Genomic DNA, 23030 nt, shown 5'->3' on the forward strand with positions numbered 1-23030 from the left:
TTTGGCAACACTTGTAAAATTATGCTCAACGACAGGATTTATACAAAGAATGAAAATGGTGGCTCTTGCATAAATAATTTTTTGGTTAGAAATATTGATTATCACAAAAATATATAAAAAACACAACAAATCAATATTTTAATAGGATTAAATTAAGTATTTTGCTATTTTTGAAATAAATATATTGTATATTTTTTCAAAAAATAAACATTGCCTTATGGATCTACATCAATTAAATACTATTGCGGCGTATAGTTATAAATTGTTTATCAGAAGTCTTTTATTTAAAATATTTCTATTTGTTTCATCCTGTGCAATTTTATTTTTTCAAATGTATTATCAAAGTTCTTTGTTGGGTAGAAGTATATCTGGAATGTTTTCTTTAGATTCTTTTATACCATTCATGAATTTTTATTTGTTAGTGCTTCTTCAAACAGTTGCAATTATTTTTTTGTCTGTAAATGTTTTAAGTACGAAAAAAGGGTTGGATACTGTAGAAGTTTTTTATTGTCGTTCGGAGAGTAACACGGAATACGTGTGGGGTATATGTTTGGGAATTATTCGTGCATATTTTGTGACTGCGATTGTTTTTGCAATTATTTCCGGCGTTATACAATCTTTCTTCAGTTTGACTCATTTTGATGTGTTGTTGTATATATTTTATTTATTGTTGTTTTTCTTGCCTTCTTTGGTGTTTGTGCTTGGTTTTTTCGTGTTCCTTTCTACTTTGTTGCGGAATAGTGTATTGGCAGTATTGTTGTTTTTATTTTTGGGATTAGGGGCGTTCTGTATGGATGGGATTAGATATGGTATTTTCGATGTTTTAGCACTTAAATTGCCTAATACGTTTTCTGAGATTGTGGGCTTCCCTAATATGCATGAATATGTTTTACAACGGATGTGTTGGTTGTTTCTCGGGTTAGGGTTTATCCATTTGACAACTATTTCATTTGACCGTATACCCAACAATCCCAAGAGGAAGCAAAAACTTTTGGTGATAATCCTGTTGCTTGGTACTGGTGTTTTTGCAGGAGTTTTTTTTAGTTTGATTCGTTATGAAAGATGCTCTGAACGTCAACGGTTTGCGAGTATATATGATAAGTATTCACGGGTGGAGAAAGCCGCCATGCTAAAGCAGGACATCCGATACAAACAAAAAGGTGCAGAGATGAATGTTTCTACGAGTATTCTCCTGCAAAATCAAACGGGACGTGTTCTTGACAGCATCATATTGTATTTGAATCCGGCACTCGAGATTATTTCATTGAAGAGTGAAGACCGGAAAATTTCGTTTGGGCGGGAAGGGCAGGTGGTTCGAGTGAATGAAGCTCTTGCTCCCGGTGATTCAATCGGGTTACAGATAATGTACGGTGGAAAAATTAATGAAAATGTTTGTTATCTTGATGTGGTGGATAAAGAAATAATGGATCCTGATATGAATAGCCAACGGCCGTTTTATTTTGGAAAGAATTATTGTTTTTTGAGTTCTGATTTCACGTTGTTGCTTCCGGAAGTTTTGTGGTATCCAACCACATGTCCACCCGTGAATCCAAGTTCTCCGTATAACGTATCCAAAGATTACGTGCATTTCACATTGGACGTGAGTAACCTCGGAAATAAAACAGTTATATCGCAAGGGGAAAAAACACGGGAACGAGGTCGTGTGTTATTTCATAATTTGTTCAAGATGCCGGGGCTCTCTCTTTGTATAGGAGATTATGAAACGAAATCTATGACCGTGGATTCCGTGACTTATACGTTGAATTTGTTCCGGGAGCATGTTTCGGTTTTAGATTGGTTTACGAATATAGATTCTTGTTTTCTTGCCGGTTATTTGAAAAATTACATGGATGACAAGGAGAATAAATTGAATAGAGCTTACCCGTTTAAACAGTTGATTATAACAGAAAGTCCCGTGTCATTTGCATCTTATTTTAGAAATGAAAATGATAGAACAGAATTTGTGCAGCCTGAATTAGTGTTTCTACCGGAAAAGGGGGTAGGGATAAGAGCAAAAAAAGGAAAGTTATCTAGACAGAGATTTACAAAATTATTGGATAAATATTTCTTTGATTATCATTCTGATGACTCGAGAATTTTTGAAAATGTTTTTGCTTCTCTATGGAAAAAAGAAGTAAATTTTGCATCGTATTTTTATAAAGAATACGCGTACGATAAGTATTCTACTCCTAATAATCCGTACTGTCTTGCATCGCAGTTTTTGCCTAATACTTTTATGGCGAGTGATAAGTATCCATGTATGAATGTTATCGCTCATATTGCACAGAGAGGAAAAAGGATGGAGGAGTTGAATGATTATGCTTATACCCGCGATGCTTTAAGTTATTTGGCGTCGAATAGCTTGAACGATGCTTTGAGTGACAAGGAACTTCCTGCTTCCGTGTTATTCAAAATATTGGCATTGAAATCCAGACAGTTTACAAATATAGCCTCTGCAATTTGTGGTATGCCCAATGATACGATAATCTCTTTCGTGGGAAGTTATATGGATGAATACAAGTTTGAGAAATGTGATTTCGCACATTTCCAAGGGAGGTTCGCGATGCATTTTGAGGTAGACTTAACGGATGGTCTGGAATTTTGGTTTAATCAGCGTGGTTTGCCTGATTTGATTGTCCGGGATTGTTCTGTTCGCCCGATCAGGAGTTTGGGGCAGGGCGACGGGGGTTATCCTTTATATGTTCAATTTAAGGTGTATAATAATAGTGATGCGGATGGAGTTATTTCCGTGGAGTCTGTTAAAGGAAATGCAGCCAGTATGTTTATGGTTTCTGTGGAATCTGTTTCAAGTAATTCGGATTTTTCTTTTAATCGGCATTATTATATCAAAGCCGGAACGGGATTGGATGTGGCGTTTGTTTTGACATCCGCTACCCGGTTGGCGATAAATACAAATCTTTCAAATAATATTCCCGCGGAGTTGTTATTCGGCGCAGATATGAATGCTGATGTAGCGGATTATACCGAGTATGTGCATCCTGTTGGCAGAGAAGAGTTTTACGGGAAGACGAATGAGATTATTGTCGATAATAGAGATTCTGGTTTTAAGGTAGTCCATTCTTATTGGCCGAAACTTAAAGATTTGTTTGTCGAGAATGATGGGAATTATCCGAAGTATAAAAGCGAGGTGGTGGTGGCTCAACCGTCTAAGACGTGGGCGGAATATATTAGTCATGATGCGTATGGAGAAGTTGTAAAAAGTGCTATATGTTGTGAGGCAGGAAGCGGTGGCTCCCGACTAGAATGGCATACAAATATAAAGAGAGGAGGAACTTATGAATTGTTTATCTATCTTCCTAACTTTGTTTTTATACAGGACGGCAAAGCTAGCGCGGTAGATCAGAATCGTGCTATTGAACAAGAGTATTTGATCAGTTGTGAAAATAATAAAGAAATTCGATTAGAAAAGAATATTGCTGATCAGAAAGGATGGATTTCTCTAGGAAAATATAATTATTCTTCTGGACCGCATCATATCTTTTTGACAAATAGAGGTAGGTCAAAACAAACAATTGTGGGAGATGCCGTGAAATGGGTTTATCAAGAAGACAATAGGCTTAATTGAATTGTTCTTTCAAGACGTATTTATTGTCTTTCGTGTAGCACGTGAAGATGCCCAAAGCTCCTTGTATGTTACCGACGAGGGGAACGGGAGTGGTGATACTTCCTTGGTTGGCGCTGTTCGCCTCGTAAAGGGAAATCTGGTAATTATAGCATGCCTCGGTGATGCGCATCAACGTGATAAAAACAGCGTCGGCTTGCTCTATCTGCGGGCATTTTATCGTTTTTTCGATGGATGTTCCCGGGGTATGGTAAGACAGATCCATGTAGATGGTTTCTTTTTTCAATATCGGATCATCCTGATCGCTCTTTCGGGCTTGCATACTGAAAATATAGTAGTTTTGCCTCGGGTTCCGGGATGTCGGGAATGTAATTGACACGGAATTGGTTGTTTGAGAAACCGTGTAAGAAGAAATTTCAATAGCCTCGGGAACGGCTGTTTTAGCTGTAATGTGTTCGTTCTCGGGTGTAAGGATGCTCAGGAAGAGAGAGTCTATCCCGTAATTCTCCATGCGGGTCATGTGTTGGTAATTGCCTAGAAAGGAAGGGGCTCCCGGCACGAGTACCAGTTGAATGACGCTGTCGGCTTTGATAGATACATCCAAGTCGACGACGGCTCCCGGGTCAATCATTTCGGTAAGAGGTAAAATCTTTGCCGCGTTTAGAATATAAGGTTCTCCGGGGATGCAATAACATTCGATAAAATATCCGGAGATGGCTCCCATGTCTTTGATCGGGAGTTCCTCTTCGGGCATACAGGAGAACAGCCCTGCCAATATGAATATGGAGATGATTTTCCTCATTCGTTTTTACCAATTAATGCGCAGTGAAAGGTAAGGAATAAATGGTAACATTACCTTGGATTTTGGGATAATTTTTGTTAAGTTACGGGTGGTTTCCGATTGAAAATAAACAAACGAGGGGTTGGATTGGTTGTACACGTTGTATGCCCCGATGCTTAATTTGTAAAAGGTTTTCTTGCCGCTGAATTTGTAATCCAGACTGGCGTCCAGCCTGTGGTTGTCCGGTAATTTGTAATTATAACGGTCCGTGTACACGGGAATCAGAACCGGATTTTCCCCTGTCTGGATTTCCGTGATGTTTTGTGCCACGACCATCCCTTTCGGGAATGTCGTGTACACGCCCGACGAGAATGTCCATAGCGTGTTCAGCAGGAAACGGGGTGAAATTTCATAAGACAGGTTCAGTACGACGTTGTGTTTCACGTCATACGGGGGAAAAAAGGATCGCCCGTTGTTGATTTCGGCAAACTTGCGTTTGGATTCCGAGAGCGTGTAGTTGGCACGTGCATACAGGGCATGGTGGTTTAACGTGAAGTCAAACTCCATGCCTTTGGCATATCCCTTGCCTTGAATCAGGTTGTCGGTCAAGGCGGAGTATTCCGTCTGGATATCCGAGGCGAAGTCTTTCACGTTACGCATGTCTTTGTAAAACAGTCCGGCATAAAAAGAAAGGGTTTGCCCGATCTCTTGGTTTACGCCGATCGAGTACTGGTGGCAGATCGCGGGTTTCGTGTTTTTTGCCAGCGGGTACCAGATGTCGATAGGGTTTTTTACCGTGAAATAAGGGTACAGGCTCAGATACTGCACCGTTTTCGCGTAGTCAGCCCACAGGGTGGTTTTGTTATTTGTATAGCTGATCTTTGCCCGGGGGGAGAACGTGTGAGCTCGGGTATCCCCGTGGTAATACTGGTAATTGCCCCCGATATTTAACGTGAAGTTGTGATTTAACCGGTAGTTTATATCCATGTAAATCTCGTATAGATTAAAATCCCTGTCGGAACTTTTTATCAGAAGGTTTTCACGTTCGTTTGATTTGTTCGCCGTTTCAAAACGCGAATACTCGAATTTGCTCCCTGTGTTTATATTTATTTTGTCGGAGAGTTTACGGTTGTAGGAAATTTGTCCCAGTAAAGCGTAATGGCGGTTGCCGCCGCCCATGGGGATGCTGCCGAAGGCGTCGCCCTCGCTGTACGTGTTTTTACCACCGAATTGGAAATCCCATTGTTCTTTGGAAGTGGGGGTATAGGAAGCGTTGATGTTGCCGGAAAACGTGTGCCAGTCGAATATGTATTGCACGTGTTCGCTGATCTTCATTTTCATGTGGTCGATGGAGAAGAGCCCGAAAGCGGAGGCTTTCCACTTGTCCGAAAGACGTGAATCTATACTCGCGGTAATATCACTGAAAGAGTACTCCGGCATATAGTTAGGATTTTGTTCGTTGTTCATTGATCGGTTGTAGAGTTTGGAGATATGTTGCAAATAAGAGGTACGGGCGGAAACGGCAAACGAGGTGTGATTCTTTATGATCGGTCCTTTGGCTTTAAGAGCGGATGACACGAGTCCTATGGTGACTTCCCCCTCGTGTTTGTATTTGTTGCCCGGATCGGGACGCATGTTTATATAAGAGGAGAGAAAGCTGTTGTATCGGGCGGGGAAGCCGCTTTTGAAAAGGGTGGAATTTCCCAGAATGTAAGGGTCGAAAGTAGAAAGTACCCCGGTAAGGTGATCCGGGTAGGCTATCACCATGTTGTTGATTAAAAAGCCGTTCTCGTTACTGTTTCCCCCGCGGACGTAAATGCCGGAGTTCAGCGCGTTGGTGGTCACGATGCCGGGCATCGTGGCAAGGTATTTCAAAACGTCCTGTTCTCCCAGTATCGCGGGTATCCGTTCAATATTTTTTATGGACGAGAGGATACGTCCGCTTGCCGGCACGGCTTTTACCACTACTTCTTTCAGGTTGTTTTGCTTGTTTCGTAACGTGACGACGAAAGGGGCATCACTTTTCGTTAGTTTGTAGGTTTCGCTCTTGTAGTTGACATGCGAAAATTCCAAGGTACAGGGGATCGTGCATTCCAGTTGGAAAAAGCCTAGCGAGTCGGTGGTGGTGCCGTTTTTATTCTCCATGCAATAGATATTTACCCCACTCACGGGTTCTCCCGAGTTCGCGATGACTTTTCCCATGACAAGCGTTTGCGCATCAAGGGAAAAAGAGATAAGGGTGAACAGGATAATGAACCATCTAGCCATGCATGCAACCATTTGTATTTCCGAAACATTACAAATGTAGTAAACAAATTAACAGGATCATGGTTGAGCGTGTGAATAAATGTTGTTATTTTGCAGATTAACAGTAAAACTCATGTCATGGGAATATATGTACACGTGCCTTTTTGCCGGAGTAAGTGTTTTTATTGCGGTTTTTATTCGGTGGCTTCTCTGAAATTGAAAGAGGCTTATCTGGATGCGATTGAGCGGGAGATAGCGTTGCGGCGGGGGTATTTGCCGGGTAAGGATGTGAGTACGGTTTATTTCGGCGGGGGAACTCCGTCCTATCTGGAGCGGGGGGAGTTGCAACGGATAGTGGATGCGTTGGAAATGCATTATGATATTTTGCCGGGAGCGGAACGGACTATCGAGTTGAACCCGGAGGATTTGACAAGGGAGCGGTTGGCGGGTATCCGGGAGATGGGTTTTAATCGTTTAAGCATTGGTGTACAGTCGTTTTCTGACGTTCATTTGAAGCGAATAAACCGGACGCACACGGGGCGGCAGGCAATCGAGGGGGTGCGATTGGCGGCATCTTTGGGGTTTGATAATATCAGTGTGGATTTAATTATCGGGTTGCCCGGACAGACGGACGAGGAGTTGATGCATGATGTTGATATTGTAAATAGTTTGCCTATAAAGCATTTGTCCGTTTACATGTTAAGTGTTGATTCAAATACGGTTTTCGAGGTGATGGTGAGGCAGGGGAAGTTTAAGCCGGAGGATGAGGAGGTGATGGCTTGTCGTTATGACAGGGTGTGCAAGCGTTTGAAAAGTATTGGTTTCGAGCATTATGAAATATCTAATTTCGCACGGGAGGGGAGATATTCGATTCATAACACGTCCTATTGGCAGCAAAAGCCTTATATCGGTTTCGGTCCTTCGGCTCACTCGTATGATTTGCATTCCAGACAATGGAACACGGCGAATTTGAAAACCTATATAGAGAGTTTAAATAATGGATTGTTATCTTTTGAAAAAGAGGAATTAACGGATGTTGATTTGTATAACGAGTACGTGATGACGAATTTGCGGACGATGTGGGGGATAGATAAGTTGGACGCGGATAAGAAGTTCGGGAAGTTTTGGAGGGAAGTCGGGATGTCGTTACAAAAGTATTTGGACTCCGGCGATTTGGTAGAGCGGGATGGGAAAATCCGGATTACGGAATCCGGTTGGGTGATATCGGATGCTATTTTGAGTGATTTGTTTATAGCCTAGTGATGGGGCGAACGGGAGATTTCAGGTTCTGTGATGGAAGAATCTAAGAGAGAATTCTAAGTTTGGCAAGCAATTTGTACAGCACCGAAAGGGTCTATAAGTTATTTTTTAAGGGTTTTGACTGTGCCGTAGTAGAAAAAATACTATTTTTGCAGTGTAAGTTTAATATTTAAATGTTTTTCAGATGAAAACAAGTAGAATGTCAGTCAAAGAACTGTTGCAATCAACGGATTGCGGTATTGAGGTTGAGGTTAAAGGATGGGTAAGAACCAAACGCGGTAATAAACAAGTGAATTTTATCGCGTTGAATGACGGCTCTACGATAAATAATATACAGGTGGTGGTTGACATGGAGAAAACTCCCGAAGAGGTGATGAAGAAGGTGACAACGGGTGCGGCTGTTCACGTGAAGGGGTTGCTCGTGGAGAGTGCCGGAAGTGGACAGGCTCGTGAGATTCAGGCTTCGGAGGTGATCGTGATGGGAGAAGCCGATCCGGATAAGTACCCGATTCAACCGAAAAAGCATAGCTTGGAGTTCTTGCGGGAGGTGGCGCATTTGCGTTTCCGCACGAATATTTTCGGGGCGGTGTTCCGTATCCGCCACGCGATGGCTTACGCTATCCACAAGTATTTTAACGATCATGGTTTTTATTATTTGCATACGCCATTGATCACGGCTTCCGATTGCGAGGGGGCGGGAGAGATGTTCCGGGTAACAACGCTTGATCCGAAGAATCCGCCGTTGACGGAAGACGGGAGTGTTGATTTTAAGCAGGATTTCTTCGGGAAGTCGACGAACTTGACAGTGAGCGGGCAGTTGGAAGGAGAGTTGGGAGCTATGTCCTTAGGGCGTATTTACACGTTCGGACCTACTTTCCGGGCTGAAAATTCCAATACTACGCGGCATTTGTCGGAGTTCTGGATGATCGAGCCGGAAGTGGCTTTCTATGATATTAATGATAACATGGATTTGGCGGAGGATTTCTTGAAATACTTGATCCGTTACGCTTTGGATAACTGTATGGATGACTTGCAATTCTTGAGTAAGCGTTTGCAAGAGGAAGAGAAGGACAAGAAAGCGGAAGAGCGTTCCATGGAGTTGATAGAGAAGTTGCATTTCGTGCTGGAGCATGATTTCGAGCGGGTGACTTACACGGAAGCTATCGATATATTGATGAACAGCAAGCCGAACAAGAACGGTAAGTTCCAGTATCCGGTGACGGGCTGGGGCGTGGATTTGCAGAGCGAACACGAGCGTTACCTCGTGGAGAAGCATTTCAAGAAGCCTGTGATTATGACGGGTTACCCGAAGGAGATCAAGGCTTTCTACATGAAGCAAAACCCGGACGGCAAGACCGTGGCGGCGATGGACGTGCTTTTCCCGCAGATTGGGGAGATTATCGGTGGGTCGCAACGCGAGGAGAATTACGATAAGTTAGTAGCCCGCATGAAGGAAGTCGGGATTCCGGAGGAGAGCATGTGGTGGTATTTGGATACAAGACGTTTCGGTTCGGCGGAGCATAGTGGTTTCGGGCTTGGATTCGAGCGATTGTTGCTGTTCGTGACCGGAATGGGAAATATCCGTGACGTGATCCCGTTCCCGCGTGCGCCGAAGAATGCTGAATTTTAATTTTTAGGATAAAGGGATGCTCAAGCAGAGTTTACAACAGAAGTTGGGATTGAAAATCAATCCGTTGCAAATCCAGCTGATAAAGCTGCTTGAGCTTCCCACGTATCAACTGGAACAACGGATAAAGGAGGAGTTGGAGTCGAATCCCCTTTTGGAAGAGGGAGAAGAGAAGCCGGAACCGGAGGTGGATTTCAAAGAGGGGGATGATGAGGTGGATTACGAGGAGAATGCGCGTGAAGAGGAGGAATATAATTCCGCGGATGATGAATTTTCTTTGGATGATTATATTAGTGACGATGATGATATTCCGGATTACAGGCTGAGTTCCTCGAATGCATCCAAGGATGATGATGCCCGCGAGTTCGTGCTTTCGGGTGGGATTTCGTTCCGCGAGAATCTGGTGCAACAGTTGGGCACGCAGCATTTGCGTGAGCTGGATCGAAAAATTTGCGAGTATATTATCGGTAATATTGACGACGACGGTTATTTGCGCCGGGACGTGGAGAATATCGTGGATGATTTGGCTTTCGGCGCGGGTATCGAGGTGGACGACGCGAAGATCGAATCCCTGTTGAAGGTCGTGCAGCAATTTGACCCGCCGGGTGTAGGGGCGAGGGATTTGCGCGAGTGTCTGTTGTTGCAGGTGAAACGTCGTTTGTCGGAAGGGGCTTCCCCCGCGTTGGTGGATGCCCGTATTATTCTGGAGGATTATTTCGAGGAATTTTCCAAGAAGCATTACGAGAAGATTTCCAAGCGGATGAAGATTTCGGATGCCGAGTTGAAAGAGGCGGTGGACGAGATATTGAAATTGAACCCGAAACCGGGTGGACAGATTTCCGATTCGTCCGTGCCGGGTGCGGAAAAGATTATACCGGATTTTAATCTGGATATCGTGGACGGGGAGTTACAACTTAGTTTGAACACGGGAGATATTCCCGAGTTGCGGTTGAATAAGTCTTACGTTAATATGCTGGAGGATTACCAGAAGCATTCCAATTCACGGGAGAAAAAAGATGTGGTTTCTTTCGTGAAATACAAGTTGAGTTCAGCCCGTTCGTTTATCGATGCCGTGCAGCAGCGGAATAACACGTTGATGCTGACGATGACGGCTATCGTGCAGTTCCAGAAACAATTTTTCATGACGGGGGACGAGAGTAAGTTGAAACCGATGATCTTGCGGGATATTGCTGATATCACGGGATTGGATGTTTCGACGATATCGCGTGTTTCCAATTCAAAATATATACAGACATGGTTCGGTATATATTCTTTGAAACAGTTCTTTTCAGGGAGTATGCCGACGAGTAGCGGAGAGGAAGTGAGTACAGGGGAAATTAAAAATGTGCTTAAGGATATTGTAGAAAGTGAGGATAAGCGTAAGCCGTACACGGATGACGAATTGGTGGATATGATGAAAGACAAGGGATACCAGATCGCCCGGAGGACGATCGCCAAGTACCGCCAATTGCTGGATATTCCGGTTGCCCGACTTCGTCGAGAAGTTTAAAATGAATGTTTTTTTAATATGAGAATTTTTGCATGGTGTGTGTCGGTACTTTTTCACCCGTTGTTGTTGCCGATGTATATGTTATTTATCACGTTTAATTCGGACACGATTTTCTCGGGGATTCCGGTTTACACGCAACGTATGTCTTATATGTTGACTTTACTGGGAGTGACGATGCTGCCGTTGTTGAGCCTTCCGTTGTTGAAATGGCTTGGGTTAATAGGTAATTATCGGTTAATACATAAGCAAGACAGGGTGTTTCCCGTGCTGGCTACTGTCGTGGGGGCTTTTTTGGTGTTTTATCTGTCCCGGAATCTGCCGTTTTCCAATATCGTGCGGGAGTTGTACTTGATTATGGTGATTCTGCTTTCCGGGTTTATGATCGTGACGATGCGCTGGAAGATGAGTATGCATATGACCGCGATAGGGGCTTTGTGTGCTTTTGTCTTTACGTTGGGGACGAAGTATTTCGGGGAGGTGGTAAACCTGTTGCCTTTTCTGATTCTGATTGCCGGGGTTCTGGCTTTTTCAAGGCTGTACTTGAAACGACACACTCCCGCCCAGATTTATGCCGGGTTCTTTTATGGCGTAATCGTGGTGAGCGTACTGTTTAATAAAGGGTAATCCAGATATCATCCTGTTTCAAGCGGCGAGCCAGTTCGTCCCTTTGCCTTGTGGCTTCCTGTTTGTCGGGATTGTTCGCTATACTTACCCGGTAGCGTTGGTCTTTCGTGATGATTCGCACGTCGGTGTATCCCTGTGCTTTTAACCGGGCGACATCTTCCCGTGCGAGGCTCTCGCGGGGATGGCTTGCCACGATGATGTGGTAGCTTTTTGTCGGTATTGCAGGTTTTTTCGTTGTTGTCGTTTGAGGCGTCGCGGAAGGTTGTGCTTCCGCCGGCGGCACGGGTGTTTCTTCCGTACTCTTGGCGGCGGCTGTTGCCTTGGCGGGAGTCACGCTCAGTTCTCGCTTGACATTAACGGTTGTCAGGTTTTTAGGATTCATTTTATCGCGTTGACAACCGACGAGGGTGAGCAATGCGATAAATGACAGGAATAACACGAATTTCATAGTCGTTCAATTATTTGACAGGATGTATCCATGCTTCTTCATTGCCGGGAATCTTGTGGAGTTGCCGAGCAGCGGCAACGGCCTCTTTGTGAGTGGCGTATCCCTCGTAAGCGACCAGATACAGGTTTTCAAAATAGGGCATGACTAACGCGTTTGGGTATCCTTCTTTTTGAAGTTTCTCGCGTAGGCGGTCTGCGTTGCTTTTGTATTCAAAACATCCGGCAATAAGGAAATAAGCGGGAGCTTCTTTTACGGAGGTCGTTTTTGGCTCTTCCTTGTTTATGTAAACAGTGTCCCGGATGATAACCGTTTCTTTCTGAACAGTCTGAACGGTTTCTTTTTTAGTGGTTTTCTCCGTGCATGAGGAGAAAAAAGCGGCTAGAACAGCAATCGTGAGAAATAAATACGCTTTCATACTTCGTGAAATTTATAATTTATCATGCCAAGATACGAACAAATTTATTGTTAATAAAGTATTTTCCTCTATTTTTGCGTGGAAAGTAAGAATTTCTAATTTAACTACCGATTATGAATAAGATTATTGGCGTTTTGTTGCTTTTGGTGATGGTTTCTTCCTGTAAGGAGGAGGCTGAACCTGTCGTGAAAATTTCCACGAATTATGGTGATATCCGGATTCGTTTGTACGAGAATACTCCCAAACACCGGGATAATTTTTTGAAGTTGGTGAAAGAGAATTTCTATGACAGTTTGTTGTTTCACAGGGTGATAAACCACTTTATGATTCAAGGTGGTGACCCCACGTCCAAGAATGCAGCGCCGGACGTGATGTTGGGCGAGGGGGATGTCGGCTATCGGGTGGACGCGGAATTTCGTGTGCCAGAATATTTTCACAAGAAGGGAGCGCTTGCCGCGGCTCGTGAAGGCGATCAAGTAAACCCGGAACGCGGTTCCAGCGGGGCACAATTCTATATCGTTCAAGGGCGGGTTTATGAACCGGAAGAGTTGGAAACCATGGTGCAAAGTATTAACGGAAGACGTAAACTGGCATTGTATAACCAATTAAAGATGAAATATGTAAGCGAATTGGAGCGTTTGCAGGAAGCGAACGACACTGCCGGTCTTGCTACCTTGTCGGAGAAATTGACGCAAGAGTGTGACAGTCTGTTTGCCGACGAGGAATTGGTATTGTCCGAAGAACAGAAAAAGGCTTACACGACGGTTGGCGGTACGCCGCATTTGGACGGGCAATACACGGTTTTCGGGGAGGTGATCGAGGGATTGGACGTGGTAGATAAAATTGCAGCCGTGAAAACGGGAAGTGCCGATCGTCCGGAGAAGGATGTGGTGATTTATAGCGTGAGGAAGGAGTAAGAGTTTATAAAGCCAACTAATTTATTGTAAATTAGTTGGCTAATTATATCTTTCTATTTAAATATTCAGGTCTGCTTTATGCAGTGTGATACCTCCGTCGTTAGACTCGCAGAAGTATGCAGAGTTACAATCGTTTGATATTGTATAATAGCCATCTTTCCCTTCCGTTTCTGGCAAATCGAACTTTTTGATTGGGTTTAAATTCCAATCAAACACGAATATCGCCTCTTTTTGTAATTTTACTTCTTTATCTTCTTCACTAAAATAACCATGAACTTGACATAAAATGTATTTGTCGTTCACTTTTATAGAACGGATATTTAAAAGCATATCATTTGTTGATGTAAACGACATTTCTTCTCCATCACGTAGAATTTTCGTGTATCTTTTTTCGTTACTCACATTTCCAATGTTAAGATCAAATGTGTATAATATAAATTGATTAAAAGCGGAAAAAACAGCCGTATTATTGTCTTTTATTGCTATAATACCTTGTGCATAAGTCCATTTTATTAGATCGTTTGCATCAATTTGATTCTTTGTTGCTTCCTCGACATCAAAACTATCATACTTTATTGTTTCGTAAGATTTTATTTTGTTATTATTGAATATGGCTATCGTTTTTTTATTGATTTCGTTTCTTTTTTCTTTTTCAAATTTGTTGATAGCCGGACGTATTGTTACTAGGGCAGAACCATTGGGTAATTTAGTCATTTGAGATACAAGAATACTATCTGGAGCAGTTATTACAGAAAATGTTCTGTTTTCTATAGGTACATTATTTATTATATCTTTTTTACTGCAAGTTTTTATAGTGTTTTGACCTACATAAAATAGGAGAGAATCACCTATAATATTAAACCAGTCTAAATTAGATAGTTCATTGGTAGATGTACCTCTATATGCAATTACAGATAATTTTTTTCTAGTATTTAAATCATAGCAGGAGCCGAAATCATGTCTTCCGTTTTTGAAATGCCATAGTATGGAATCATCAATCACGCAGAAGCCACGTTCAAGAATGTTGTATTTGTTAAAAAAATCAAACTTTAATCTTTCGGTAATAGGAAAATCCGTACTAAAACTTGAGATTGGGGTAATTGATTTTTTCATTGTGTTATTACAACTCAATAAAGAAATGCCAATTAAAAGTAATAAAAATCGAGTATTTTTCTTCATAGTGTAAATTTTATAAAAATGGAGGTAAATATTTGCAAATATAAGACTATTTGCTTACCTTTACAAATACAGATTTAAATTATTAACCTCTAAATTGAAAAGTTATGAAAATAGTTGGGAAAAACTTTTTGAAGGCATTTTTATTTGTTTGTTCTGGTTTAGTGTTAACGACAATAGTATTTGCTGGGGTAAGGGCTGCGATAGGTCCTCCTAGTGAACCGGGAAGTCCTGAAGCGACGAACATAACGGCTAGTGGGTGTAAATTAAGTTTTCTAGCTCCCAAAAGTGATGGAGGAGCACCAATATATAACTATTTTATTGAATATAGAACGTGGGGATGGGGGTCATGGATAAAGAAAGGGACAACTCAATCTAGTGTGCGTGAATATACTGTTCATAATATGACTGAAGGGTCTGAGGCATCATTTCGTGTTTTTGCCAACAATGAATACGGAATGAGTCCACCATCACTGCCTTCCGATTATATAACGTTCAAAGATCCATTCAAACCAGGTAAAGATCAATAAATATATAAATCCCGAATGATTGTTGAATTATTCGGGATTTTTTTTCTTAATAAAAGAAAAATGGTATAGTTGTCTTTAAAGGCTTTGTTATCCTATTTTTTATTATCTTTGTTTCGTTACTAAAAATAAATCTTATAATCATGGAAATAACAGCTTTGAAAGCAGCTATTTCTTACGAAAGCAAACTCGTGAGAAGAAGTTGGTTATTTTACCTCTTTATTTTGGGGGTATTAGGATACACGGTAGGTGTTTTGATCCCGTGGGATAATCACGTTATATGGTGGAATGTTGCATTCGCCTCGTCTATTCCTTTACGAGGGATTTACTTTTTGAATTTGTTTCAATCACTGATCGTCACTTTTCTTGTTTGTGATATTAAAAGAAAGCGGAAAAAAGCCGAAACCCGAGAAGTGCTTTCCATGCGACCTGTTGGGAACGGACAATCTTTTCTTGGGGGATTTTTAGGTGTTTTTATCCCCTTTTTGATAATAGATGTCATTTTCATGATAGCTTGTGTGATTATTAATATATTCGTGCCGGATTCGCCTGTTAGTCTTCGGGTATATCTTTTTTATCTCCTTACGCATATATTGCCTACGCTCGTTTTTATCATTGGGTTATCATTGTTTGTAAACAGATTGGTCAAACTTCCTTTTATTAGTTGGCTTATTCTAATTGGTTTCCTCTATTTTGCATACAGTTATCTAGTAGCGCCTCTTTATGGTGTATTGGATTTCCGGGGAAGTTTGTTGTCTGACTCTTTTTCCTCGATGGTCGGGTTCATGCATATTGAGTATTACCTGCTTCAGCGAGGCACTTTTTTACTATTGGGTTGTAGTTTGTTTTGTTTTGCCGCTCCCCTTACGAAAAGATTACCCGGCACTCTCGGTTGGAAACCTTATTTTATTATTCCCGCTTCCCTGTTTTTATTGCTAGCCTTGGGACTCGGGGTTATTTATGTTGAAAAGTTTCAAGCTCGCTTAAAGAATAGAGTCGCCTACCGAGAAACGTTTCTTAAATACAACGAAAACCCTACGGCCCGTGTGCTCACGCATGATATCACATATTGCCCTGGGGGAGATGAATTTTCGGCAACAAGTCGGATGAGGGTACAGAACCAGAAAAAAGTAAAGATAGATCAACTTTTACTCTTTTTAAACCCGGGACTCGAGATTAATAAAATTGAATCCAATGGGCAAAGCGTTTCCTTTCACAGAGATCATCAGGTTGTTGTTATCGAACGTTCATTGATTCCCGGTGAAACTATCGAGCTAGAAATGGAATACGAGGGGGAGATTGATGAGGATATTTATCAGGTAAATATCGCTGATGAGGATTATTTTGCCCCGGTTGTTTATACTTCATACCATGAAAATTATGGGAAACGCTCGGCTTTCGTGTCCGATAAATTCACGTTGCTTATACCGGAAGTGATGTGGTACCCGACGGCAGTTCTCCCGGTAGAATTGCAGGCGTCGAAAGAGGTTAATTTCACGTGTTATACCCTTCATGTCGAGAAAACGGGTGAAATGACCGTTTTATCTCAAGGGGAACCTACGAGAAGCGGGGATATTATCACGTTTAATAATATGCAAAATCTGACGGGATTAAGTCTTTGCGTGGGAGAATACGAGAGGCGCTCAGTCACGGTCGATTCGCTGACGGTAGAACTTTACACTTACCCGGGAAATGATTTTTATATGAAAACTTTTGATGAATGGAAATCTTTGAAAGAAGGAACCCCGGGACGAGATAAGAAATTAGTGAAAATATTTAATCAATGTAAAGAGATTATCGAGGGAGATCAACTTGATCCTTATCCTTTTAAATATTTGAAATTGATAGAAACGCCTTCTTCTTTCTTGCGAGGCTCCTTGTTTAAGGATAACGCTCAACCGGAAATAGTGTTTTTTGAGGAACGATTCGCTACAACAGATCATTATAAACCCGGAATTATTCTCCATACTCTTCCCGGGGATATGAGTGTGCAAGAATATATGTTGTACGACAATATGCCTCATTATTTGGATCGAATACATATCAGTCATGTTTTCACGGGTCACAGTCGTGCTATCATATCCGATAAATATCAGGGAATGGATATTGTATTCAAGCAAATGTTAAATCCGGAAAGATTGCGTTCATGGAATGTAATGCCGAAAATGTTGGAATATATAGTGGAGAAAGGTTTAAAAGGAATGATAACGGGAGAGTATAGCATGGAACAAAATGTTGCCGTTTCTTTAAAGGTTTCTCATTTATTGGGTTATTTTACTACGATTACTAGTTGGGATTCTCTAACTCGATTTATGCAGGAATTTAACGCACGAGCTTGTTTTCAGGAAGTTAATTTTGATTTGTTTATTGATGAATTTGAACAACGTTTTGGGCAAAACATTGAAAATTATATGGACGAGTGGTACACGAGCCAAGAGATACCGTGGTTGGTAATTAAGGATTTGTCTTGTGAAGTAGCAGAAGATGTGCAAATCGTGGATTTTAAAGTTGGTAATTTTAGTGAAACGGACGGTATTGTTTCGGTTGTTACATGGGGTAGTACTGAAAGGGGAAGGGATAAGATTGAAAATTGCCGGAGTTATTTGGTTAAATCTGGGGAATGTAAACGAATTATCGTTCATGAAGATATGAGATATGGTTTGAAACTGAACACAAATTTCTCGGGAAATTTGCCGAAACAAATTTCATTTAATCGGGCAAAATCTCTGTTGCCTGGTGTTGTTCCCGATGAAGGAGTTACTTTACTTGATAGAAATCAATTTTATCCCCCAGGGGAGATTATCGTTGATAATGAAGACGTAAATTTTCATTTGATAGATTCTGCAAACAATCGGAAACGATTGGCGGATTTATTCAAAAAAGAGTGCGAGGATGAATATATTACTTATTGTAATCCTAAAACTAACACATGGGGGCTTCCGATTTTATCGCTTATATCTGATGAATTCTATGGTGAATGTATTCGTAGCGCTTTTATGAAAGAATTTGGTTCTGGAAAGTTTAAGGCAGAATGGGTGGCAAATCTTTCGGAAGCAGGTAAATACGAAATATTTGTTAATCGACCTCATGATGAAATTAGTGGGAGTGATGGAGTGTATTTAACCGACTATCCGGGAATGAAAAATTACTATACCGTCTATACTCCGGTGGGAAAAGAGGAAGTCGTCCTTGAAGTTGAAAAAGGAGATCCTACTTGGGTGTCACTAGGCACGTTCACTCTGCCGGCAGGAGAATCCCGTGTCGTATTGGATGACCGGGGAGTTGCAATCGAGGAAGAGAGCCATGGGCGTTCGACTAAGTATATTCAATTAGTGGTTGCCGATGCCGTGAAATGGGTAAAGGTGAAATAATATGAAGAAGCCCTAAAAGCATTTGACTTTTAGGGCTTTTATCTCTTTAGATACCCGTAATTTTTTTGATTTCGTTCAGTTTGTTCAAGGCTTCCAAGGGGGTTAAGCTGTTGATGTCGAGTCCTGCGATTTCGTCACGGATTTGGAGTAACACCGGGTCTTCCAACTGGAAGAAACTTAATTGAATACCTTCCCGTTCGTTGCCGATGTTGGCTACATTTTTTTGTATGTTTCCGTTGGAATTGCGGTCATTTTCAAGTTGTTTCAGTATCTCGGACGAGCGTTTGATGACGGATTGGGGCAGTCCTGCCATTTTACCGACTTGGATTCCGAAGGAGTGGTTGGAGCCGCCCTTGACCAACTTGCGGAGAAATACGATCTTGTTGCTGATTTCTTTCACCGACACGTTGAAGTTCTTGATCTTGGGGAAGGAACTTTCCATTTCGTTCAGTTCGTGATAGTGGGTGGCAAATAGTGTTTTAGCTCTATTTTTGGGATTCTCGTGCAGGAATTCCACGATAGCCCAAGCGATGGAAATTCCGTCGTAAGTAGAGGTACCCCGTCCCAGCTCGTCGAAGAGGACAAGACTGCGGTCGGAGATGTTGTTTAGTATGTTTGCCGCCTCGTTCATCTCGACCATGAAGGTGGATTCCCCGAGGGAAATATTGTCAGAGGCTCCTACACGGGTGAAAATCTTGTCAACATACCCGATTTTGGCAGATGCGGCGGGGACGAAACATCCGGCTTGTGCCATGATGACGATGAGTGCCGTTTGCCGCAAGAGGGCGGATTTACCTGCCATGTTGGGTCCGGTGATGATAATGATTTGTTGTTTCTCGTTATCCAGATAAAGATCGTTGTCGATGTAATTTTCTCCCGGGGGTAATTGTTTCTCGATCACGGGATGGCGTCCGGCTTTGATGTCGATAACGAATGATTCGTTGATTTCCGGGCGATGGTAGTCGTTGGTTATGGCAACGTTGGCAAACGAGATTAAAGCATCAATATGCGATATGATCCGGGCATCCTGTTGGATAGGGCGGATATATGTCGTTGCCTTTGCCATGAGTTCGTTGTAGATGTCGCTTTCCAGTGTTTGAATCCGTTCTTCGGCGCCCAGTATCTTTTCCTCGTATTCTTTTAATTCCGGGGTGATGTAACGTTCGGCATTGACGAGCGTCTGTTTGCGGATCCATGTTTCGGGAACTTTGTGCGTGTGGATTCTGGTGACCTCGATATAGTACCCGAACACGTTGTTGAAGCTGATTTTCAGCGTGGGGATTCCGGTATTTTCGATTTCCCGTTGCTGCATTTTCAACAAGAGTTCTTTCCCGTGGGAAGAGATATTCCGCAATTCGTCCAGTTCCGCGTTCACGCCTTCGGCGATCACGTTGCCCTTGCTTAGTAAAGCGGGGGCGTCTTCCCGGATGTCTTTTTCTATTCTTTGGTATAATTCTTCGCAGTCATCGAGTCGTTCCACCCATTTGCATAGAATCTCGTTGCCCGTAGCCAAGGCTTGTCCTTTTAACGGTTTAATCGCTTGTAATGCAACTTTTAGTTGAACTATTTCCCGGGGGGAGATACGTCCGACGGCAATTTTAGAAGCAAGACGTTCCAGATCGCCGATGGTGCGAAGTATTTGTTCCAGTTCCAAGCGTTCGTTCTCGTGGTTCACGAAACATTCCACGATGTCAAGACGTTCGTTGATCTCTGCCGGATTTTTCAAGGGCATACACAGCCAGCGGCGTAATGTACGTCCGCCCATGGGGGTGATGGTTCTGTCGATAATGTCTGCCAAGGAGCGTCCGCCCTCGTGAAGCGTGTCCAGAATTTCGAGATTGCGCAACGTGAACCGGTCGAGCAATACGCAGGTCGATTCGTCGATACGGGAGATCGAGGTGATATGTCCGACAAGTTCGTGTTTGGTTGCATCAAGATAGTAAAGTACGGCTCCGGCGGCAGAGATACCGCAATCCATTTTGTCGATCCCGAATCCTTTCAGGGTGGTGACCTCGAAATGTTTTTTCAATCGGTCGGCTGAAGATTCGGTTTCAAAGAACCATTCTTCTATGGGGTACGTGTAATATTTAGAACCGAAGATTTCGTTGAAACGGGCTTCCGAGCCTTTGGGGTAAAGAACTTCCTTGGGCTGGAAACTGTTTAGTATCTTGTCCATGGTTGCCGGGGTGCCTTCCGTCGTGAGAAATTCTCCCGTGGAAAGATCCAGAAGGGAGAGGCCGGCTTTGGTCTTGGTAAAATAAACGGCAGCGAGAAAAACGTTATTTTTGTTGTCAATGGTGTTCTCGTTGTAGGAAACACCGGGTGTTACCAATTCAATAACGCCTCTTTTCACGAGTTTCTTGGTTTTCTTGGGATCTTCCAGTTGTTCGCAAATGGCTACACGTTGCCCCGCACGCACGAGTTTCGGGAGGTAGTTGTCTATGGCGTGATACGGGAAGCCTGCCAGTTCGACATCACCGGGAGAGCCGTGGGAACGTTTCGTCAGGGTGATGCCTAGAATTTTAGCGGTGAGCTTGGCGTCTTCGCCGAAGGTTTCGTAAAAGTCACCCATACGATATAACAGGATCGCATCGGGATATTTTGCCTTTGCCGAATAATATTGCTGCATTAACGGGGTCGTTTGTTCTTCTGTTTTGGTTGCCATATATTTTATTATCTTTAGCTTATAGATTACGGTTGAATTTCACCTTCCAAAATTAATTATTTTGGGCGAGATTTACTTTAAAACCTCACAAACATTGTGTAAATTTGCCTTGGCTTAAGGAAACGAACAAGGGTTATTGCCATAACCCGGTGGTGATTTTTTTCGTATGAAGGAAGACAGAGATGGGGGAGGAGCCTAAGTAATAAATTAAAGTATATGGAGAATATAGTGGAAACATTGGCGGCTTACGGGTATTCAAATTTGGAAGATCGTATCGAATTTGAGTTGGACGGCGTGATTGAAAAAGAAATCGCTCCGGCTTATTGCAACGAGAATTTCGAATTGTGCGTTTCTTGTATGGATTACACGACGTTGAAAGTGACTGACTCCGAAAAGTCCGTGACTGCTTTTGTGACAGAACTTTTAAAGAAAATCAAGAAGAATACGTTGCCGGACGTGGCTTCTGTTTGCGTTTTTCCCCGTTTCGCTCCAGTCGTGAAAGCAGGGTTGGCGGGTACGCCGATCAAAACGACCGTGGTAGGGGCTTGTTTTCCTGCCGCGCAGACATTTCTCGATGTGAAGTTGGCCGAATGTAAGGAGGCTATTGCCGCCGGGGCAGACGAGATTGACGTGGTTATTCCCGTGGGGGAAGTGCTGGAACGCAATTACGAACAAGTTTATAAAGAGTTGGTTGCTATTCGGGAAGCGTGTGCCGGAGTCGTGCTGAAAGTGATTCTCGAAACAGGAGAATTGAAGACGATAGAAAGTATATTCAATGCTTCTCTGCTCGGGGCATACGCTGGGGCGGATTTTATCAAGACGTCAACGGGAAAGGTGCCTATGAATGCTACCCCGGAGGCGGTTTACGTGATTTGTGAGGCTTTGCGCCAATTCCATGTTCAAACAGGGAAAATGGTCGGAATAAAGGTAGCCGGGGGTATCACGAAAGTGCAAAACGCTATTCGTTATTTGACAATCGTGAAACATGTGCTGGGTGAAGCATGGATTAGTCCGAAGTATTTCAGAATAGGAACGTCACAATTATTGGAAGACGTACTGAAAGAGATAAAGACGGTAGCGGCTAAAGACGCGAGTCTTTAGTCATTGCCATTTGCCAAGCGCGTGTAATCTTTTAAAATGGTTTTTACAAAGTCGAGAGGTACCATATCGGTTTCAATACCTGTTACCTCTTTAATTTTTTTTGCCAAAGGGGCAAGTAGGTTGTAATTTTTGTTTCTGTTTACTTCACGGAGTACGTCTTTGATGATTTTGATATCCTTGTCGGAAAGGAGAGCGGCTTGTTGAAACACGACCTCGTATTCTTCCGGGGCATCGTACTGGCTCATCTGTTTTAACGTGACGCTTCTCTCGTGACGGATTACGGTTGTCCCCGCTGCCAGATCTCCAAGACGTTGCGTGTGTTTGGAAACAATGATGGATATAAGGGCAACGGCTCCGCTGGAAATGGTGATGTCAATCAAACGGAATATCCAACGGAGCATACAATCCCAGAATGTGAGTTTTTTACCGTTTAGTTTGACTACTTGAAGACGCATGGTAAATTTTCCGAGGCTACGCCCGTTGAACGCGTATTCACAAATTAAATGATAGAGAGATAACAGAAGTACAAGAATGAATATCGCCCAGTCCATGTTTATGAAAGTATTCAATGCACCTAACACGAAAGCACCCATGAATAGCAACCCGAATAGGAATGCAAAGTCTATAATGGTGGCTAAAACACGGTCTGTAACTCCCGCGGGAGTGTAATTGATAGCTACATTATGGGCGGTATTGATAGAGATGTTCATGTTTTATGGAAATATTTTCACAAAAATACAGTTTTTCTCTCGAAATGCATTAATTTTAGCACAGTAAA

16 protein-coding genes are annotated in these 23030 nt (G+C 42.6%); 9 read left to right on the forward strand and 7 right to left on the reverse strand.

Annotation, left to right across the window (positions count from 1 at the left end; all coding sequences use genetic code 11):
* Positions 1–484 precede the first annotated feature (484 nt).
* Positions 485–3586: a hypothetical protein gene (locus tag L0M98_RS16290; RefSeq protein WP_227216948.1), complete on the forward strand. Its 3102-nt coding sequence runs from the start codon at positions 485–487 to the stop codon at positions 3584–3586.
* Here L0M98_RS16290 and L0M98_RS16295 read toward each other — a convergent pair.
* A complete protein-coding gene (locus L0M98_RS16295) occupies positions 3579–4385 on the reverse strand; it encodes a DUF4249 family protein (protein WP_227216949.1) in 807 nt (268 codons plus the stop codon). The genes L0M98_RS16290 and L0M98_RS16295 overlap by 8 nt on opposite strands.
* 6 nt (positions 4386–4391) lie before the next feature.
* Complete coding sequence (locus L0M98_RS16300; RefSeq protein ID WP_227216950.1) at positions 4392–6632, reverse strand: TonB-dependent receptor; 2241 nt, start codon at positions 6630–6632, stop codon at positions 4392–4394.
* A gap of 117 nt (positions 6633–6749) precedes the next feature.
* On the opposite strand from L0M98_RS16300, the gene hemW reads away from it, so the two are divergent.
* The 4 genes from hemW (at position 6750) to L0M98_RS16320 (ending at position 11632) form a co-directional block, all read left to right on the forward strand.
* Positions 6750–7871 carry a radical SAM family heme chaperone HemW gene (hemW, locus tag L0M98_RS16305; protein ID WP_227216951.1) on the forward strand — a complete coding sequence of 374 codons (1122 nt, stop codon included), beginning with the start codon at positions 6750–6752 and terminating at the stop codon, positions 7869–7871.
* A 184-nt stretch (positions 7872–8055) separates the two neighbouring features.
* Entirely contained in the window at positions 8056–9501 is a 1446-nt protein-coding gene (gene asnS, locus L0M98_RS16310; protein ID WP_227216952.1) for an asparagine--tRNA ligase, read from the forward strand.
* A 16-nt stretch (positions 9502–9517) separates the two neighbouring features.
* On the forward strand, positions 9518–11008 hold the full coding sequence (gene rpoN / locus L0M98_RS16315) for an RNA polymerase factor sigma-54 (protein WP_227216953.1): 1491 nt from the start codon (positions 9518–9520) through the stop codon (positions 11006–11008).
* 18 nt (positions 11009–11026) lie between these two features.
* Entirely contained in the window at positions 11027–11632 is a 606-nt protein-coding gene (locus tag L0M98_RS16320; protein ID WP_222621127.1) for a phosphatase PAP2 family protein, read from the forward strand.
* On the opposite strand, the gene L0M98_RS16325 is transcribed toward L0M98_RS16320, so the two are convergent.
* The gene (locus L0M98_RS16325; RefSeq protein WP_227216954.1) at positions 11619–12080 is read right to left on the reverse strand and encodes an SPOR domain-containing protein; all 462 of its coding nucleotides are present in this window, start codon (positions 12078–12080) and stop codon (positions 11619–11621) included. The genes L0M98_RS16320 and L0M98_RS16325 overlap by 14 nt on opposite strands.
* A 10-nt stretch (positions 12081–12090) precedes the next feature.
* The gene (locus L0M98_RS16330; protein WP_099291311.1) at positions 12091–12495 is read right to left on the reverse strand and encodes an SPOR domain-containing protein; all 405 of its coding nucleotides are present in this window, start codon (positions 12493–12495) and stop codon (positions 12091–12093) included.
* A 113-nt stretch (positions 12496–12608) separates the two neighbouring features.
* Here L0M98_RS16330 and L0M98_RS16335 point away from each other — a divergent pair, with 113 nt between their 5' ends.
* The gene (locus L0M98_RS16335) at positions 12609–13412 is read left to right on the forward strand and encodes a peptidylprolyl isomerase (RefSeq protein WP_099291310.1); all 804 of its coding nucleotides are present in this window, start codon (positions 12609–12611) and stop codon (positions 13410–13412) included.
* Positions 13413–13469: 57 nt separating this feature from the next.
* On the opposite strand, the gene L0M98_RS16340 is transcribed toward L0M98_RS16335, so the two are convergent.
* Positions 13470–14591, reverse strand: coding sequence for a TolB-like 6-bladed beta-propeller domain-containing protein (locus L0M98_RS16340; protein WP_227216955.1), 1122 nt, complete (start codon positions 14589–14591; stop codon positions 13470–13472).
* A 104-nt stretch (positions 14592–14695) separates the two neighbouring features.
* Here L0M98_RS16340 and L0M98_RS16345 point away from each other — a divergent pair, with 104 nt between their 5' ends.
* Both L0M98_RS16345 and L0M98_RS16350 read left to right on the forward strand, forming a co-directional pair.
* The gene (locus L0M98_RS16345; RefSeq protein ID WP_227216956.1) at positions 14696–15118 is read left to right on the forward strand and encodes a fibronectin type III domain-containing protein; all 423 of its coding nucleotides are present in this window, start codon (positions 14696–14698) and stop codon (positions 15116–15118) included.
* Between the two features lie 140 nt (positions 15119–15258).
* Positions 15259–18486 carry a golvesin C-terminal-like domain-containing protein gene (locus tag L0M98_RS16350; RefSeq protein ID WP_227216957.1) on the forward strand — a complete coding sequence of 1076 codons (3228 nt, stop codon included), beginning with the start codon at positions 15259–15261 and terminating at the stop codon, positions 18484–18486.
* A gap of 46 nt (positions 18487–18532) precedes the next feature.
* Here the strand turns inward: L0M98_RS16350 and mutS are convergent, their stop codons facing one another.
* On the reverse strand, positions 18533–21151 hold the full coding sequence (gene mutS / locus L0M98_RS16355; RefSeq protein ID WP_227216958.1) for a DNA mismatch repair protein MutS: 2619 nt from the start codon (positions 21149–21151) through the stop codon (positions 18533–18535).
* 216 nt (positions 21152–21367) lie between these two features.
* Between mutS and deoC the strand changes: the two genes are divergently transcribed.
* Complete coding sequence (deoC, locus tag L0M98_RS16360; protein ID WP_227216959.1) at positions 21368–22252, forward strand: deoxyribose-phosphate aldolase; 885 nt, start codon at positions 21368–21370, stop codon at positions 22250–22252.
* On the opposite strand, the gene L0M98_RS16365 is transcribed toward deoC, so the two are convergent.
* Complete coding sequence (locus L0M98_RS16365) at positions 22249–22962, reverse strand: RDD family protein (protein ID WP_227216960.1); 714 nt, start codon at positions 22960–22962, stop codon at positions 22249–22251. The two genes, deoC and L0M98_RS16365, sit on opposite strands and share 4 nt — an antisense overlap.
* Positions 22963–23030: the final 68 nt, after the last annotated feature.

The sequence above is a fragment of the Butyricimonas sp. DFI.6.44 genome, from assembly GCF_022132345.1.
GTDB lineage: Bacteria > Bacteroidota > Bacteroidia > Bacteroidales > Marinifilaceae > Butyricimonas > Butyricimonas muris.

What these genes read in the sequence shown, in the direction of transcription:
- L0M98_RS16350 (WP_227216957.1), top strand. Translation starts at nt 15,259, where the DNA reads ATGGAAATAACAGCTTTGAAAGCAGCTATTTCTTACGAAAGCAAACTC.
- L0M98_RS16365 (WP_227216960.1), bottom strand. Translation starts at nt 22,962, where the DNA reads ATGAACATCTCTATCAATACCGCCCATAATGTAGCTATCAATTACACT.
- asnS (WP_227216952.1), top strand. Translation starts at nt 8,056, where the DNA reads ATGAAAACAAGTAGAATGTCAGTCAAAGAACTGTTGCAATCAACGGAT.
- mutS (WP_227216958.1), bottom strand. Translation starts at nt 21,151, where the DNA reads ATGGCAACCAAAACAGAAGAACAAACGACCCCGTTAATGCAGCAATAT.
- L0M98_RS16345 (WP_227216956.1), top strand. Translation starts at nt 14,696, where the DNA reads ATGAAAATAGTTGGGAAAAACTTTTTGAAGGCATTTTTATTTGTTTGT.
- L0M98_RS16295 (WP_227216949.1), bottom strand. Translation starts at nt 4,385, where the DNA reads ATGAGGAAAATCATCTCCATATTCATATTGGCAGGGCTGTTCTCCTGT.
- L0M98_RS16335 (WP_099291310.1), top strand. Translation starts at nt 12,609, where the DNA reads ATGAATAAGATTATTGGCGTTTTGTTGCTTTTGGTGATGGTTTCTTCC.
- hemW (WP_227216951.1), top strand. Translation starts at nt 6,750, where the DNA reads ATGGGAATATATGTACACGTGCCTTTTTGCCGGAGTAAGTGTTTTTAT.
- deoC (WP_227216959.1), top strand. Translation starts at nt 21,368, where the DNA reads ATGGAGAATATAGTGGAAACATTGGCGGCTTACGGGTATTCAAATTTG.
- L0M98_RS16300 (WP_227216950.1), bottom strand. Translation starts at nt 6,632, where the DNA reads ATGGCTAGATGGTTCATTATCCTGTTCACCCTTATCTCTTTTTCCCTT.
- L0M98_RS16330 (WP_099291311.1), bottom strand. Translation starts at nt 12,495, where the DNA reads ATGAAAGCGTATTTATTTCTCACGATTGCTGTTCTAGCCGCTTTTTTC.
- L0M98_RS16325 (WP_227216954.1), bottom strand. Translation starts at nt 12,080, where the DNA reads ATGAAATTCGTGTTATTCCTGTCATTTATCGCATTGCTCACCCTCGTC.
- L0M98_RS16340 (WP_227216955.1), bottom strand. Translation starts at nt 14,591, where the DNA reads ATGAAGAAAAATACTCGATTTTTATTACTTTTAATTGGCATTTCTTTA.
- L0M98_RS16320 (WP_222621127.1), top strand. Translation starts at nt 11,027, where the DNA reads ATGAGAATTTTTGCATGGTGTGTGTCGGTACTTTTTCACCCGTTGTTG.
- rpoN (WP_227216953.1), top strand. Translation starts at nt 9,518, where the DNA reads ATGCTCAAGCAGAGTTTACAACAGAAGTTGGGATTGAAAATCAATCCG.